Genomic DNA, 16,460 nt, shown 5'->3' on the forward strand with positions numbered 1-16,460 from the left:
TTTATCTATCCCACAAAGATAAGAAGATATATGTGCAACCCTAAAACCAAAAAGGTAATTCCTTATTTACTCCGAAATAACGAGGCCCTCCGCAACTAGAAAAATCCTTTTAGTAGACATTAAACGCAATAATTATTTGTTTTTCTTATGTTATTTCATCGATAAGCCTTATCTTCATATTGAAATTTAAATACCATTATGACATATATTGATAAGAGCACCTTATTCAGCGAAATAGAAAAGCTTATTACCGAAAAAGGTTTTACTATTGAAGCTACCGATCAAAATAGACCTTGGGGAGGTTTCTTTGTGATTAACGAAGAGCAGGCACAAGAGTTTGCCAATCAATTTTTTGAGGGACTAAATGTTCAGGATCTTAAAATATCCGGCAAATTAAGTCCCAAAATTTTAGTTGTATCTCCCAACAAAAGATTATCTTGGCAGTACCACCACCGCCGTGCCGAGATTTGGCGCGTAATTCAGGGTGAGGTCGGTGTTGTAACGAGCTCAAACGACGAAGAGCACGAACTTAAAAACCTTAAAGAAGGCGATACTATTCGGCTAATCCAAGGCGAGCGCCACCGTCTTATAGGCCTGGGCGACTATGGTGTAGTAGCCGAAATATGGCAGCATACCGACGCCAGCAACCCTTCAGATGAAGATGATATTGTACGTGTTCAAGACGACTTTGGTCGATAAAAACACCTTGTACAGGAGCTGCAGTTTTAAACCTGCAGCTCCTATTTGTTTTGTGGCACCTAAAACCATATATTCAACCGTAAACGAGCCTCCATTCGGATACGGATTCGTTTAGGGCTGCTATGGCGTAAAATACTAGCCGCCGAGATGCTCCATATTTCATTAAAAATTTTATATTTTTGCGTCAACCTTATATTAAGTGCATATATGACTACATATAACGAAGATAGCATACGCTCGCTCGATTGGAAAGAACATATCCGTCTGCGTCCGGGTATGTATATCGGTAAATTAGGCGACGGTTCAGCATATGACGATGGTATTTACGTCTTATTGAAAGAAGTGGTAGATAACTCCATTGATGAGTTTGTCATGGGCGCAGGAAAAACAATCGATATTACGGTTAATGAAAACAAAGTTGCTGTTCGCGATTATGGCCGTGGTATCCCTATCGGTTCGGTAGTTGATGTGGTTTCTAAAATTAATACGGGCGGAAAATACGACAGCAAGGCCTTCCAAAAATCTGTAGGTTTAAATGGTGTTGGTACCAAAGCTGTAAACGCCCTTTCAACAAATTTTATGGTACAATCGTATCGTCAAGGTACGACACGTATCGCACAGTTTAGTAAAGGCGAACTGGTCTCAGACGAACAGAAAGATACCACCCAACGCAACGGTACTGCCGTCACATTTTACCCAGACGAAAGCATCTTTAAGCATTATAAATACCGTATAGAGTTCGTTGAAAAAATGATCTGGAATTATGTATTCCTAAACTCGGGCTTAACGATAAACTTTAACGGGCAGAAATTTATCTCGGAAAATGGTCTAAAAGACCTGTTGGAAAGAAATATAGATACCGAGAACATGCGCTATCCTATTATTCACCTTAAAGGAGAGGATATAGAGATTGCCATGACCCACGGTCAGCAATACGGCGAGGAGTACTACTCCTTTGTAAACGGGCAACATACTACGCAAGGGGGAACCCACCAGGCTACCTTCCGCGAGGCTGTAGTAAAAACGGTGCGTGAATTTTACAAAAAAGATTTTGAAGCTTCGGATATACGGGCTTCAATTATCGGTGCTATAGCCATAAAAGTTCAAGAGCCTGTGTTTGAATCCCAGACAAAGACTAAATTAGGATCGCAGAGTGTAGGCCCCGAAGGACCTACCATACGTACCTTTATTAACGACTTTGTAAAGAAAGCACTCGACGACTACCTGCATAAAGATTCGGCAACAGCAGATGCGTTGTTAAAACGAATTATGCAGTCGGAACGTGAGCGTAAAGATATTGCGGGAATAAAAAAACTAGCCAATGAACGTGCGAAGAAGGCATCCTTACACAACCGGAAGCTTCGCGATTGTAAAGTTCATTTTGGCGATAAGCATGAACGTAATCAGGAAACAACACTTTTTATTACCGAGGGAGATTCAGCATCCGGATCGATCACCAAATCGCGGGATGTGCAAACACAAGCGGTATTCAGTTTAAAAGGTAAACCCCTAAACTGTTTTGGGTTAACGAAAAAGATTGTATACGAAAATGAAGAATTTAACCTCTTACAGCATGCCTTAAACATTGAAGATGGTTTGGATGGCTTGCGCTACAACAATATTGTAATCGCTACGGATGCCGATGTGGATGGTATGCATATCCGCCTGTTGCTAATGACTTTCTTTTTACAGTTTTTTCCAGATTTGGTAAAAGCTGGGCATGTTTCCATTTTACAAACGCCTTTATTCCGGGTTCGTAATAAGAAGGAAACCATCTATTGTTATTCCGACGAAGAACGTCAGCGTGCTATAGCAAAATTAGGTTCAAAACCTGAAATAACCCGATTTAAAGGACTGGGAGAAATATCTCCTTCCGAGTTTGGTCTTTTTATCGGGGAAGACATGCGTCTGGAGCCTGTTTTTCTTTCCAAAGAAAACAAATTAAAACAGCTGTTAGAATACTATATGGGCAAAAATACCCCCGATAGGCAACGACATATCGTAGATAATCTCCGGGTAGAAATTGATCTCGAAGAAGAGCTTTCTACGGTTGACAAATAAAAAATGGTCTCTGGTATATGCCAGAGACCATTTTTCTACCTTCATAACCTAAAAAAACCTTTAAAAACATACATCACCTAAGCCATCTGAAATGAATCAACAGACTTTAATTCTTATCCAATGTAAAGATGCAGTAGGATTAGTTTCCCGCATTTCTCAAGTTGTAGCTCAGCATGCATTGAATATTATTACCATGCGCGAATATGTAGATCAGGAAAATGAAAAATTCTTCGTTCGCGTGGTGTGCACGGGCCAACCGAAATCTGCTGAATCTTTATTTCATGACCTAAAAATAAACCTGCCTGCGCAGGCGCATATTGCCCTTAATCCATCGGGAAATAAACGTATTGCGGTGCTAGTGACCAAAGAGCACCACTGTCTGGCAGACATTCTTGTACGCCATTACTTCGGTACCTTAGCGGCTGACGTAGTAACTGTAATTGGTAATTATGAGGGCTTAAAGGAGTTTACAACGAAGTTTGCTATACCTTACCATTATATTAGTCATGAAAATAAAAGTAAAGCCACGTTTGAGCAGGAGTTAACCGATTGCATCAACCAGTACGCGCCAGACTATATTGTTTTAGCCAAATTCATGCGTATTCTATCGCCAAATTTCGTACAGCAGTTTCAGCATAAAATTATCAATATACACCATTCTTTTTTACCCGCATTTATCGGTGCCAACCCTTATAAACAAGCACACGATAGAGGGGTTAAAATCATTGGTGCTACGGCACATTTTGTAACCAACGATTTGGATGAAGGCCCTATTATTGTGCAAAGCACCAAAAACGTTGACCATAGTTACGATGTATTAAAAATGAAAACCGCAGGACAAGAAATTGAAAAAGCCGTATTAATTCGAGCTATTCAGTTGGTGATGGAAGATCGTGTTATGCTGAACGGTAATAAGACCATAGTCTTCAAGGCTTAAATATGATTTAAAACATTAATTTAGATAGGGCACATTATTTTTTAAACAGAAAAAATTAAGGTATTTGCAGTGGAAATAATAATGCATGATACATACCTTTCACATTCCCGTTTTAGGCTTAGCCTTCTCCGCAGACAGCCCATTAAAAGTGGCTCAATATGGCATATCTTCTGTTATCTCCGTGGTCGACGATGAGCTAATGGAGCGGCTCCGGAAGTATTATAGTAGTTTATACAATAAGGGATATAACCCGATAAGTAGTAAGGATTTAGATAGCCGTGCAAACCGAATCACGGCTTATTTAAATTTGGTATATGATATTGTTAGCGAACAGGTACATAAACTGCGGACGGCAGATTTTGATCGTTGTTTAGAATGGCGTAAGTTTTTTGATTTACTGCCCAACCAATCGAAGATTAAGGCGGTATATGATACCTATAAACAAGAAGCTAATAAGGAAATTAAGATTGGCCTGGCCAATACATTACGAACACTTATACAACCGGGCGATATCAATGTAAATATTATGTCCAAGGTGGATAAAATAAATACAGACAGTAAAGGGATCCCATTAGCACACAATTATTCAGATGCCTCGGCATCCTTACGTGGTTTTGCACAGAGCAAACTTCAGGCTTCCTTGGTATTATCTGCCGGCATGAACCCAAGGCTGTACAATTACCTAAGTGAACTGCCACAATTTTTGCCGAACGAGGAGGGCCAGTTTAGCAAACAGATCATATTAAAAGTTTCCGATTATAGGTCGGCATTAATACAGGCAAAATACTTAGCAAAGAAAGGGGTCTGGATTGCCGAATACCGTATTGAATCGGGTTTAAACTGTGGTGGACATGCTTTTGCTACCGATGGTTTTCTGCTCGGCCCCATCCTGGAAGAATTTAAACAGCATAAGACAGCCTTAAAGGAGGAGCTGTTTACCCTGTATCGACAAGCTTTACAACAAAAAGGTATCACACTGAAACACTGTCCTGCTATCAAAATTACAGCTCAGGGCGGTATTGGCACCCATCATGAACATTCTTTTTTGCTGGATTATTATCAGCTGGATGCAACGGGTTGGGGGTCTCCGTTTCTACTGGTTCCTGAAGCGACAACTGTAGACGACAACACTTTAGATGCACTGGCCAATGCCGAGGCTAAAGATTTTTATATCAGCGGATCTTCTCCTTTAGGCGTACCCTTTAATAATTTCAGTGGAAGCACAGCTGAGCAGCACCGACGAACACGCATTGAGGCCGGCCGGCCGGGAGCTCCCTGCACAAAAAAATACTTAATCTTAAATACCGAATATGGCGGGGAACCTATATGTACGGCATCCCGCTTATATCAGCATAAAAAAATTAAGGAGATTGAAGCCTTAGGACTGGATGCTGCCGAGCAGCAAAAACAGGTTGATGCCGTTACTGAAAAAACTTGCTTATGTGAAGGTTTGGCTACCGCAGCCTATTTAAAATATGGAATTATGGAGCCTAAAGAAAACCCCGCTGTAGCCATCTGCCCGGGTCCAAATACTGTTTTCTTTAACCGTAGATATAGCTTACAAGAAATGGTTGATCATATCTATGGGCGTACAGATTTATTAAATAACGTAGAAAGACCCTCGCTCTTTATCAATGAGCTGCGCTTATATATAAAACATTTAGAGAAATTTATAGCTATTAGCAGGCATCAAATGGACGATAAGAAGGATAAATACGTGCATCGTTTTACGACACATTTGTTACAGGGTATAGGCTATTACAGAAACCTGGCACCCACCTTATATGCCCGCGAGGAAGCTGAAGAAAAAATATTTTTAAAACAGCTCGACGAAGCCGAGCAGCAACTTGTTTCTAATTATCTACCTATTGATTAACAACCTGTCTAAACAGAGGGAATGAAAATAGCTGCTCCTTCGAGCAGCTATTTATTTTATAGGAAGTACTTTTATTTGTTTTATTTAATAAGGCCTTGCTACTGGAATTTTCTAAACTTCCCAAATACGCCTAATGGCAGTTTGGGCCCTGCTGTTGCTTGTAAAAATAGTTCACCAATTTCCAGGTTTTCTACCTGTGGAAAAGCGCTGCGGATAAGGTTTTCTACAATAACCGACGAGAAGCCTAGAGAATAGGTGTTTAAGATTAAAAAGTGCTCTTTAGGGTCCAATAACTGTACAACATCGGTCATCATCTCCATAATATGATCTTCCAGCTTCCACTTCTCTCCTTTCGGACCATGGCCGTAAGCGGGTGGATCTAAGATTATACCGTTATATTTATTACCGCGCTTGAGTTCTCTTTTTACAAACTTCAACGCGTCCTCCACCATCCAGCGGATATTTGAAATTTCGGATAGCTCTTGGTTTTCATTTGCCCAAGTAACCACCTGCTTAATAGAGTCTACATGTGTGGTGTCGGCACCCGAGGCACGTGCAATAAGAGAGGCTCCTCCCGTATAAGCAAATAAATTCAATACCTTAGGATTCGGCGTTTTAAACGATTTTACACTTTCAGAAATATAATCCCAGTTTACGGCTTGTTCTGGAAAAATACCAACGTGTTTGAAGGATGTTAACCCCAAACGAAATTTTATGGCAACATCGTTGTTTTTATAGCTGATATACCAACGATCGGCCGTTTTTGGATTTTTTTTAACCCACTCTCCGCTGGTCGCCGAACGCCCCTTGAATTTAATATGGTGGCGTTTATTCCACTCTGCATCGCCTAATGCCTTAGGCCAAACTGCCTGCGGCTCAGGTCGCATTAAAATCAAATCGCCAAAACGTTCCAGTTTTTCAAAGTCACCGCAATCGATTAGTTCATAATCTTCCCAATGTTGCGGCGTTAATAGTTGAATATTAGTTTGTGTAGACAAAGCTTCTTTAATTTTTTTGCAAAGGTACGTAAAATATGGGATATGGTAATACATTAGCTGCCCTGCAAGGCAGCTAATGTATAGGATATAAGTCTATTTAATTACTTTTTTTGCTGCCTGCATTAATGGACTGGCAAAGACAAAATCATTGAGTTCTTTTACATCGGAATGTAACATATCCTGGTTAGACCCCTCCCAGAACTTTTCACCTTGATAGAGAAACATAATATATTCCCCTATACCCATCACGGAGTTCATATCATGTGTTACCACAATGGTAGTACATTGATACTCCACCGTAAGCTCCTGAATAAGCTCGTCGATGAGGATCGATGTAGCTGGATCTAAACCCGAATTCGGTTCGTCGCAGAACAAATATTTCGGGCTCATGCTTATAGCGCGTGCAATACCTACTCTTTTTTTCATTCCGCCGGATAATTCCGAAGGATATAATTTATTGGTATTAACGAGGTTTACACGTTCTAAACAGAAGTTAGCACGATCTCTCTTTTCTTCTACCGACATATCCGAAAACATATCTAAAGTAAAAATAATATTCTGCTCAACTGTCATAGAATCAAACAAAGCAGAATTTTGAAAAAGCATACCTATTTCCTTTCTTATAGGCACCTTTTCTTCAAAGTCCATTTTCGTAAATTCTTCTTTATTAAAAAAGACACGCCCTTGATTGGGATTATGTAAGCCTACGATACATTTTAACAAGGTACTTTTCCCCGATCCCGAACCTCCGATAATCAAACTAACCTTACCTGGTTCAAAAATAGCATCAATGCCTTTTAAGACATCTTTATCTCCGAATGATTTATGGATATTTTGTATTTCAATCATGAATTTCTTTTCTTAAAGCATCAATGCAGTAATGGCATAATCACTGGCTAAGATGGCTATACAGCCAATAACAACGGACCGTGTACCGGCCTGCCCTACTTCCAAGGCACCACCACGAACATGAAAGCCTTTATGTGCAGGCACCGTTGTAATAATAAAACCATAAAATACAGCTTTCACTAATGCCACAGTGACTGTAAAACCATTAAAGCTATCCTGTATACCTAAAATATAATCGCTTGGTGTAACCGCTCCCGAGAGTGCACCACCAATTAATCCGCCAATTATGGCACAAAATATGGCGACAATTACCAAGACTGGCACCATAATAACACCGGCGATTATCTTCGGTAAAATCAAGTATCCTGCGGCATTGATACCCATGATTTCTAAGGCATCAATCTGCTCGGTAACCCGCATTGAACCGATCTGAGAGGAAATTGATGAGCCTACCTTCCCCATTAATACCAAAGCAGATATGGTAGGTCCCAACTCCAAAATATTTGAATCGCGGTTAATTTGACCAATAATAGAACTGGGAATAAGGTCGGATACCAGCTGAAAGGCAATCTGCATGGTCATAACCGCACCTATAAAGGTTGAAATAATGACAATAAGCCCTAAGGAACCTACGCCAATATCAGTCATTTCATGCACCGTTTCCCGCCAGTAGATTTTCCACTTTTCTGGTCTTTTAAAGACTTTTTTTAATAAGAGTACATATTCTCCAAAATGATAAAATATCATATAATTAAATGTATACGGTTTGCGCTAAAATACATATTTAAACAAAATAATAACTCAAAAAACACGCTTTTGTTTGCTTAAGTTACGAAATGCTTACAGGCTTTCACCGATGAAAGGGAATTGTTTACCGAAATTTATACATGAATAGCCTTTTTAATAGGTACAATTTTCAAAAACCATCCTACCTTTGGCTCAATGTTAAAAAGAATATACTATATTTAATTCGATATGAAAAGCAAGATAGCAACTGGAATTTGGTTTATATCCTTCGGTATAATAGCACTACTACATAATTTTGACGTAATTGATTTCAATTTTTCGGTTTTGCTAACCTACTGGCCACTCTTGATTATATCGATGGGGGTAAATTTCATTTTTCAAAATAGAAAAAATGGTCTTTATATCACGGGAGTAATCAATATCGTGTTATGCCTGTTTATCATTATTAAAGGATTAACCACAGAAGATCGCTTTAATTTCAAAAATGTAATACAGATGAGAATTGCCGAAGACACGACAAATGCGGCATCTTTTGTGAATAAACCGTATTCCAGCCCGATTAAAGAAGCTTCCTTAACCATTAATATGGGGGGCACGGCCTTTGTGCTGGATTCTGTAGCAACCGATCAGCTCCTAGAAGGACATTCCTATTCGCCGGGCTTGGGTTTAAAACTCGAATCTAAAGGCGACAGTATTTCGCCGCAGCTGGAGCTATCGGGCATAACGAAAAATAATAACGATAAAAAAAGCAAGGTTCTTCTGTCGTTAAACCGCAATCCATTATGGGCCCTGACCATGAATATGGGTGCAATAAGTTTTAATGGCGACCTATCGAAGCATAAATTTAATAAACTGGAGATTAATGCCGGTGCTGCATCCATAAACCTGAAATTGGGTATGCCACAAGCAGCACTGTCGACCATTGAAATAAATAGTGCCGCATCGAGCTGTGTTATTGCCATCCCTAAAGATGCCGCCTGCCAAATTGAAACCGATATGATTCTGTCGAGTAAAAATCTGGAAGGATTTAATAAAAAAGATAAAATACAGCAAACCGCAAACTACCATACGGCCTCGCAGAAATACCTGATCAAGATTGATGGTGCTGCCAATTCATTTAAGATTAATAGATATTAATCGTATAAATCCCTAAATTTGCCCCTAATTATGGAGGCAAATAAAACACATATACTCCCCGGAGTATACTGCAACTCGAAGCTGGAATATACGAGATTTAAAACCCGAGAGGTAAAAATCGGTGATATTCCTATGGGAGGCGATAACCCCATACGTATTCAGAGTATGACCACAGTCGATACCATGGATACCATTGGTTCGGTAGAGCAAACTATACGTATGGTCGATGCGGGTTGTTCGTATGTACGTATCACAGCACCGAGTATTAAAGAGGCGGAAAACCTTGCGAATATAAAAAAGGAACTACGAAGTAGAGGGTATCAGGTACCTTTGGTAGCCGATATTCATTTCACGCCTAATGCTGCTGAAGTTGCCGCCCGATTAATTGAAAAGGTTCGTATAAACCCTGGTAACTATGCGGATAAAAAGAAATTTGACCAGATTGACTATACAGACCTTGCCTACCAGGCAGAATTGGATCGTATTTATAAGAAATTTGCCCCACTGGTAAATATATGTAAAGAGTATGGTACCGCCATGCGTATCGGAACCAACCATGGCTCTCTTTCCGACCGTATTATGAGCCGCTATGGCGATACGCCGGAGGGCATGGTGGAGTCGGCTATGGAGTTTATTCGTATTTGTGAGGATTTGAGCTACTACAATCTCGTGGTGTCCATGAAATCATCGAATCCTCAGGTTATGGTACAGGCTTACCGCCTTTTGGTGGAGCGTATGCAGGCCGAAAATATGAATTATCCGCTTCACCTTGGGGTAACGGAAGCGGGTGATGGTGAAGATGGTCGTATAAAATCTGCCGTAGGTATCGGCACCCTTTTGGAGGATGGTTTGGGGGATACCGTACGCGTATCGCTTACCGAAGAGCCTGAAAAGGAAGCGCCCGTAGCTATAGCATTAGTGAATCGGTATAGCCAACGGAAGATTAGCAGCGAAAACCGGAAAGAATCTATTCTTCTACTGCAGGAGCAGCAAGGGCCAACCGCAGCCTATCATGCCAAAGAAGTAAATACCTTTGTGGGCGGTGCATTAGTTCCACGTGTTATCGTAGATATCTCGCACAGAAATTTAAAAGATCCTTTTGTTCTCTCCGACGTAGGTTACAAGTACGATGCCTTAAACGATAAATATCATATGGGTGAGCAGTCGGTAGATTTTGTCTTTCTAGGGGATAGTTTGCCGTCCTTTACGATGCCCGGCAATTTAAAGCAGCTATACAACTATGCGACTTGGGCTACGTTGATACATAAGGCTAATATTCATCCTGTTTTTACATTAGCGGAATTCAATGCTGCAGCAACCAAAGACCCGGTACTGAACCTGGTGCGTATCAGCAACGATCAGCTTGCTACAGAAGATTTCAATAACCTGCAGCTTATTCCATCTGTGGTTTTTCTATTAGAAACGGATCATGTACATGGTATGGCCGACCAAAGGCAGTTTTTTGGTAACCTTCAGGAACTGGGAATCGACCATCCTGTAATCCTACGCAGGACTTATAAAAAAGAGGACTTTTCTGGGCCTTTAGGGGATATTATGAACCCTGAAGAGCCGATATCCAAAATCCAACTCTATGCAGCAACCGATTTAGGGGCTTTACTTGTCGACGGTTTAGGCAGCGGCATATGGATTGATTCGCCCGCTACTGCGACGGATAAATTAACCTCGATTTCTTTTGGTATTCTTCAGGCAACACGTTCGCGGATCTCCAAAACCGAATACATCTCTTGCCCAAGCTGCGGACGTACGTTATTTGATTTACAAGATACTACACAAATGATTCGTAGCCGTACAAACCACCTCAAAGGGCTTAAGATTGGTATTATGGGTTGTATTGTAAACGGCCCGGGAGAAATGGCCGATGCAGATTACGGTTATGTAGGCGCAGGCCCGGATAAAATTACCCTGTACAGGGGCAAAGAAGTTGTCAAAAAGAATGTGAGCTCTGTAAACGCGCTTGATGAACTGATCGATATTATTAAGACTGATGGTCGATGGATTGAGGCTGACCTTTAAGCTTTAAGCCTTAAGCCTTAGCCCTTAAACCTTAGCCTTCAACCAAACAGTCGACGGTGTATATGTTGCCGTAGGTATATGTAAAAACCTACGGCAATTAGTATACCGATGACTCCCATAATATACAAGGTGTATTGTACACCAATACCCGATGCGATCGAACCAATCAATAAACTCCCGACCGGAAAAACCCCTTGAAAGGCCATAACATAGTATGACATAATTCGTGCCCTATACGCGGGCATCGCGTGGGTTTGTATATAGGTATTTATACTGGAGTTTTGCATCATCATCGAAAATGATACGGCAACGGTGAATAATAAGGCCGAAAGCAGGTAATGTGCAAAGCCTAATAGTAATAATGACAGGCCCATAATAAAGGCGGCAAACATTACCCGGTAGCGCAGATTTTCACCCGCCTTCAGGCGGGCCATGTTTATGGCACCGATCATAGCACCTAAACCTGCTGCACTTTCAAACCAGGAAAACGTGGTTTCATCGCCCTTAAAAAGATCCTTGGCCACGGCGGGCAGCAGCGAGGTGTAGGGAATAACAAACAAGCTGGAGAAGGTCATGATAATAATAAGGGAGGCTATATGTGGCGATTTTTTGAGGTAGTTAAACCCGTCGACCAGCCCTTGCATAGGTGATGCTCCTGTAAGGCGCTCCGGAGCTTTCTCTGTTACACGCATCAGCGATAGCGTAAATAATACCGGAATAAAACTTAAAAAATTTAATGCAAAACAGGCCAGTTCACCGTAGGTACTGAGCAGCACCCCACCTATTGCAGGGCCCACCATACGTGCGGCATTAAAAACCGAGGAGTTTAAGGCAATTGCATTGGGTAGGTCTTTTTTATGGTCTACCAAAGAAACCAATAGCGCTTGCCGCGACACCACATCAAAGGCATTGATAACGCCTTGAACAAAGCCTAAAACACATAACCAATATACTGAAATCCAACCCATATATAACACCAGCGTGAGTACCCCTGCCTGAAGCATAAGAAGAATCTGGGTAACCACGACGAGTTTATATTTTTTTCTGCCATCGACAAAACTGCCTATAAATGGCGATAAAAACAACGATGGCGATAGCGAAATAAAAGATACAAACCCCAACCAAAATACAGAATCTGTTAATTTATAAACCAGCCAGCTAATGGCTATTCGCTGCATCCAGGTACCTAATAATGAAATAGATTGCCCTATGGTATGTAGCCTAAAGTTGGGGGAATGAAGGGACCGAAATATATCCATAGAATGTAATATCGATATTTGATGGCAAATTTAATGTAAAGAATTAACTACTTTTGTAACAGTCGAAATATAAGATGGTTTTATTATTTCTTAGCAAATTACAATCAATCAATAATAAACAGATGAAATTTTTCATAGACACAGCCAATTTGGCTCAAATTAAAGAAGCTCAAGATTTGGGCGTTTTAGATGGTGTAACAACAAACCCTAGCTTAATGGCTAAGGAAGGAATCTCGGGCGATGAGCAAGTAATCAACCACTACAAAGCAATCTGCGAAATCGTAGACGGTGATGTAAGTGCGGAAGTAATATCTACAGATTACGAAAGCATCATTAAAGAAGGAGAAGCTTTAGCGGCTTTAGATAGCAAAATTGTAGTTAAAGTTCCGATGATCAAAGACGGTATCAAAGCCATCAAATACTTCAGCAAAAAAGGTATCCGTACAAACTGTACGTTGGTATTCTCTGCAGGTCAGGCTTTATTGGCTGCTAAGGCTGGTGCTACTTATGTATCTCCATTTATTGGCCGCTTAGATGATATTTCTGTAGATGGATTGGGCTTAATCGAAGAAATTCGTTTAATCTATGATAACTATGGCTTTACAACACAGATTTTAGCTGCTTCAGTACGTAATAGCGCTCATATCTTAGGATGTGCTAAAATTGGTGCTGATGTAATGACTGGACCTCTTTCTGCAATTCTTGCTTTATTAAAACACCCGTTAACAGATAGCGGTTTAGCGCAGTTCTTAGCAGATCACGCTAAGGCAGCAGGAAAATAAAAATTAACCTTAGGTATGGTAAAGGTTAAAAAACTATACCTAAGGTTTTTTATAGTTGTATGCTGTTGGCGTATAGCTTTATTTAATTAGTAGTACTTTTGTAGCTATGAAAACGAAGGAAAATACCGCAAAAATTGATGTGTCGAACGAAGATTTTAATTCGTTGCTGCGCAAAAATGGGCTTAAAATAACCCAGCCTCGCTTACGTGTATTGGATATTGTATCAACCAAGACTTCTGCAATTTCTCAACCCGAGTTGGAAAAAATTTTAGGCACAGAAATCGATCGGGTAACGTTATACCGCATCTTGGCAAGCTTTGAGGAAAAAGGTATCTTACATAAGGTTTTCGACCTTAATGGTACAGCAACATATGCTATATGTTCGCCGAAATGTACCGCTCAACATCATCATGATCAGCATGTGCATTTTATCTGTTCGGTATGCAACTCGGTGTACTGTTTAGACGAAATTGCAGTCCCTAAAATTAATCTTCCCGCTCGTTTTACGCTACATGCCATCGGTATTAATGTGGTAGGTCTCTGCGATAAGTGTCAGGAATAAATGGTTTCCCCTGTTTAGGTATATCTTAAAATTTTAATGGCACAAAAAAAATGTCCTAAACCAAAGAGGTTAAGGTATATGGTCCATGCTAGCGGCCAGGCTGCTAGAAACCTATTTTAGCTCGCCCTCAAAATTGTAGCATCATTTTTGTACCTTAGTTATATTATTACAATACCACATGGCTTTGTTGGCTGTATGTTACCCGCTTTGCCGTACGTAAGCCATGCTTTGTTGTATTTAAAATAGGGTAATATAACAATACATGAGAACAAAAAAAGAAAACCCATACAAAGAGGTCTTAACTCGATTAATTACAGAAATATTCGAAAAATCGGGCAACCAACTTTTAAACTATAAACAAGTAGCAGCAAAGCTAAATATTCAGGATACAGAATCGAAGATTGCAGTAGCAGATATTTTAAACGAAGCGTCCAAAAGTGGTTTATTTTTACAACCAGAAAGAGGCAAATTTAAACTTAAACAGCTGGAGGTTTATATAACCGGAAAGGTGGATATGACTGCAGATGGTTCTGCCTATATTGTTCCAGAAGATGAGCTGGAAAATGATATTTATGTCGCGCCGCGTAAATTACGCCAGGCGTTGCATGGCGATATGGTAAAAGTACATATCTACGACCGTAAAAAAGGACGTAAGCGTGAGGGGGAGGTTATTGAAATCTTGCAACGCGCGAAAACAGATTTTACAGGTACCATAGATATATCGACAAGTTATGCCTTTTTTGTGCCCGACGATAGAAAGATGCTCCATGATATTTTTATACCGCTGGATCATTTAAATGGCGCTAAAAACGGACAAAAGGCTTTGGTTAGCATCACTGAATGGCCGAAAGGGGCGAAAAACCCAATCGGAACGGTAAAGGCGGTGCTTGGTGATAAGGGCGACAACAATACGGAGATGAATGCTATCTTGGCCGACTTTGGCTTCCCTTTATCGTTTCCAAAGGAGGTGGAGGATGCGGCAAATGCTATTCCGGATACGATCACAAGTGATGAGATAAGTAAAAGAAGGGATTTTAGGCATATTTTAACGTTTACCATCGACCCTGCTGATGCCAAAGACTTTGACGATGCGATATCCTTTCAGGTACTTGAAAATGGGAATTATGAAGTTGGGGTTCACATCGCTGATGTGTCGCACTATGTACTGCCCGACAGTGCTTTGGATAAAGAGGCGTTCGAACGTGCAACATCTGTGTACCTGGTAGATCGGGTTATCCCTATGCTGCCTGAACGCTTGTCGAACAACTTGTGTTCCTTACGACCTCATGAAGATAAACTTTCTTTTTCGGCTGTTTTTGAGTTGGATGAAAAGGCTATGGTCGTCGATCAGTGGTTTGGTAGAACGGTCATTCACTCGGATAGAAGATTCTCCTACGAGGAAGCGCAGGAGGTTATTGAAACAAAGACTGGCGATTGTGTAGAGGCGATATTAAAGCTTAACGAACTTGCTTATATCCTTCGGGAACGAAAATTTAAAAATGGTGCAATCAGCTTCGAGTCGGAAGAGGTAAAATTCCATTTGGATGAAAATGGTAAACCGCTTGGTGTGTATACTAAAATACGTAAGGATGCACATAAATTAATCGAAGATTTTATGCTTCTGGCTAACCGTAAAGTCGCTGAGTTTGTCGGTAAACAAGGTAGAGGGAAAAATAAACTTGGTTTTGTATACCGCTTCCACGACACACCAAAGCCGGATGCTTTAACCAACTTCTCCCAATTTGCTGCGCGCTTTGGTCACAAAATGAGCATTAAATCGGATAAGGAAACGGCAAAGTCTTTAAACAGCTTAATGACGAAAATTGAGGGCAGTAAAGAACAGAATTTACTAACTTCTTTGGCTGTACGCTCTATGGCGAAGGCCATTTACACCACAAAACATACTTCACACTATGGTTTGGCCTTCGATTATTACACGCATTTCACATCGCCAATACGCCGTTACCCTGATGTTATGGTGCATCGACTTTTACAGTTTTACCTGGATGGTGGTCATAAAATTAATGTGGAGCACTATGAGAAAATGTCTGAACATTCTTCCTTGATGGAAAAAAAAGCCGCAGAGGCGGAACGTGCTTCCATAAAATATAAACAGGCCGAATTTTTACAGGAACAAATCGGAGTGGAATATACGGGTTTGGTATCGGGCGTCACCGAATGGGGTATGTATGTAGAAATCGAGGAAAATAAATGTGAGGGCATGGTGCGCTTGCGTGATATTACGGATGATTTTTATACCCTGGACGAGAAAAACTTTGCTATTATCGGACAGCGTAAGAAAAAGGTGTATCAACTGGGCGACCAGGTGCAGATACGCGTTAAAAAAGTGGATCTGGAAAAAAGACAAATTGACTTTACTTTGTTAAGTTAACGTAAAAGCTATCCTTAGCGATAGCTTTTAGGTAACCTGAATAGGGGGTATCTATCCTGTTCACAAAAATTTAACAAAACAATTTACTAACAACTATTTAAGGAATGGAATATTCTTTATATCTTTG

Annotated in this window: 13 protein-coding genes; 9 read left to right on the forward strand and 4 right to left on the reverse strand. The window is 40.5% G+C overall.

Annotation, left to right across the window (positions count from 1 at the left end; translation table 11 throughout):
* Positions 1-198: 198 nt before the first annotated feature.
* From ACL9RF_RS13215 to ACL9RF_RS13230, 4 genes are all read left to right on the forward strand, one after another.
* Complete coding sequence (locus ACL9RF_RS13215; RefSeq protein WP_422801107.1) at positions 199-699, forward strand: phosphoheptose isomerase; 501 nt, start codon at positions 199-201, stop codon at positions 697-699.
* A gap of 207 nt (positions 700-906) precedes the next feature.
* On the forward strand, positions 907-2,760 hold the full coding sequence (locus ACL9RF_RS13220; protein ID WP_422801108.1) for a DNA topoisomerase IV subunit B: 1,854 nt from the start codon (positions 907-909) through the stop codon (positions 2,758-2,760).
* Positions 2,761-2,851: 91 nt separating this feature from the next.
* On the forward strand, positions 2,852-3,697 hold the full coding sequence (gene purU / locus ACL9RF_RS13225) for a formyltetrahydrofolate deformylase (protein WP_422801109.1): 846 nt from the start codon (positions 2,852-2,854) through the stop codon (positions 3,695-3,697).
* A gap of 85 nt (positions 3,698-3,782) precedes the next feature.
* Positions 3,783-5,573 (forward strand): hypothetical protein, encoded by a 1,791-nt coding sequence (locus ACL9RF_RS13230; protein ID WP_422801110.1) that lies wholly within the window; start codon positions 3,783-3,785, stop codon positions 5,571-5,573.
* 98 nt (positions 5,574-5,671) lie between these two features.
* On the opposite strand, the gene ACL9RF_RS13235 is transcribed toward ACL9RF_RS13230, so the two are convergent.
* The 3 genes from ACL9RF_RS13235 to ACL9RF_RS13245 all read right to left on the reverse strand — a co-directional run bounded on the left by ACL9RF_RS13235 (position 5,672) and on the right by ACL9RF_RS13245 (position 8,167).
* Complete coding sequence (locus ACL9RF_RS13235; RefSeq protein ID WP_422801111.1) at positions 5,672-6,571, reverse strand: class I SAM-dependent methyltransferase; 900 nt, start codon at positions 6,569-6,571, stop codon at positions 5,672-5,674.
* Positions 6,572-6,664: 93 nt separating this feature from the next.
* A complete protein-coding gene (locus tag ACL9RF_RS13240; protein WP_422801112.1) occupies positions 6,665-7,420 on the reverse strand; it encodes an ABC transporter ATP-binding protein in 756 nt (251 codons plus the stop codon).
* A 12-nt stretch (positions 7,421-7,432) separates the two neighbouring features.
* The gene (locus ACL9RF_RS13245; RefSeq protein ID WP_422801113.1) at positions 7,433-8,167 is read right to left on the reverse strand and encodes an MlaE family ABC transporter permease; all 735 of its coding nucleotides are present in this window, start codon (positions 8,165-8,167) and stop codon (positions 7,433-7,435) included.
* Between the two features lie 228 nt (positions 8,168-8,395).
* Here ACL9RF_RS13245 and ACL9RF_RS13250 point away from each other — a divergent pair, with 228 nt between their 5' ends.
* Complete coding sequence (locus ACL9RF_RS13250) at positions 8,396-9,304, forward strand: LiaF transmembrane domain-containing protein (RefSeq protein WP_422801114.1); 909 nt, start codon at positions 8,396-8,398, stop codon at positions 9,302-9,304.
* 30 nt (positions 9,305-9,334) lie between these two features.
* A complete protein-coding gene (gene ispG, locus ACL9RF_RS13255) occupies positions 9,335-11,338 on the forward strand; it encodes a (E)-4-hydroxy-3-methylbut-2-enyl-diphosphate synthase (protein ID WP_422801115.1) in 2,004 nt (667 codons plus the stop codon).
* Positions 11,339-11,376: 38 nt separating this feature from the next.
* Here ispG and ACL9RF_RS13260 read toward each other — a convergent pair whose 3' ends face one another.
* Positions 11,377-12,597, reverse strand: a complete 1,221-nt coding sequence (locus ACL9RF_RS13260) for an MFS transporter (RefSeq protein WP_422801116.1) — start codon at positions 12,595-12,597, stop codon at positions 11,377-11,379.
* A 122-nt stretch (positions 12,598-12,719) separates the two neighbouring features.
* On the opposite strand from ACL9RF_RS13260, the gene fsa reads away from it, so the two are divergent.
* From fsa to rnr, 3 genes are all read left to right on the forward strand, one after another.
* Complete coding sequence (gene fsa / locus ACL9RF_RS13265) at positions 12,720-13,379, forward strand: fructose-6-phosphate aldolase (RefSeq protein ID WP_422801117.1); 660 nt, start codon at positions 12,720-12,722, stop codon at positions 13,377-13,379.
* Positions 13,380-13,485: 106 nt separating this feature from the next.
* Positions 13,486-13,941, forward strand: a complete 456-nt coding sequence (locus ACL9RF_RS13270; protein ID WP_422801118.1) for a Fur family transcriptional regulator — start codon at positions 13,486-13,488, stop codon at positions 13,939-13,941.
* Between the two features lie 262 nt (positions 13,942-14,203).
* Positions 14,204-16,333 (forward strand): ribonuclease R, encoded by a 2,130-nt coding sequence (gene rnr, locus ACL9RF_RS13275; RefSeq protein ID WP_422801119.1) that lies wholly within the window; start codon positions 14,204-14,206, stop codon positions 16,331-16,333.
* Positions 16,334-16,460 lie beyond the last annotated feature (127 nt).

It is taken from the genome of Sphingobacterium sp. Mn56C, assembly GCF_049319645.1.
Classification (GTDB): domain Bacteria; phylum Bacteroidota; class Bacteroidia; order Sphingobacteriales; family Sphingobacteriaceae; genus Sphingobacterium.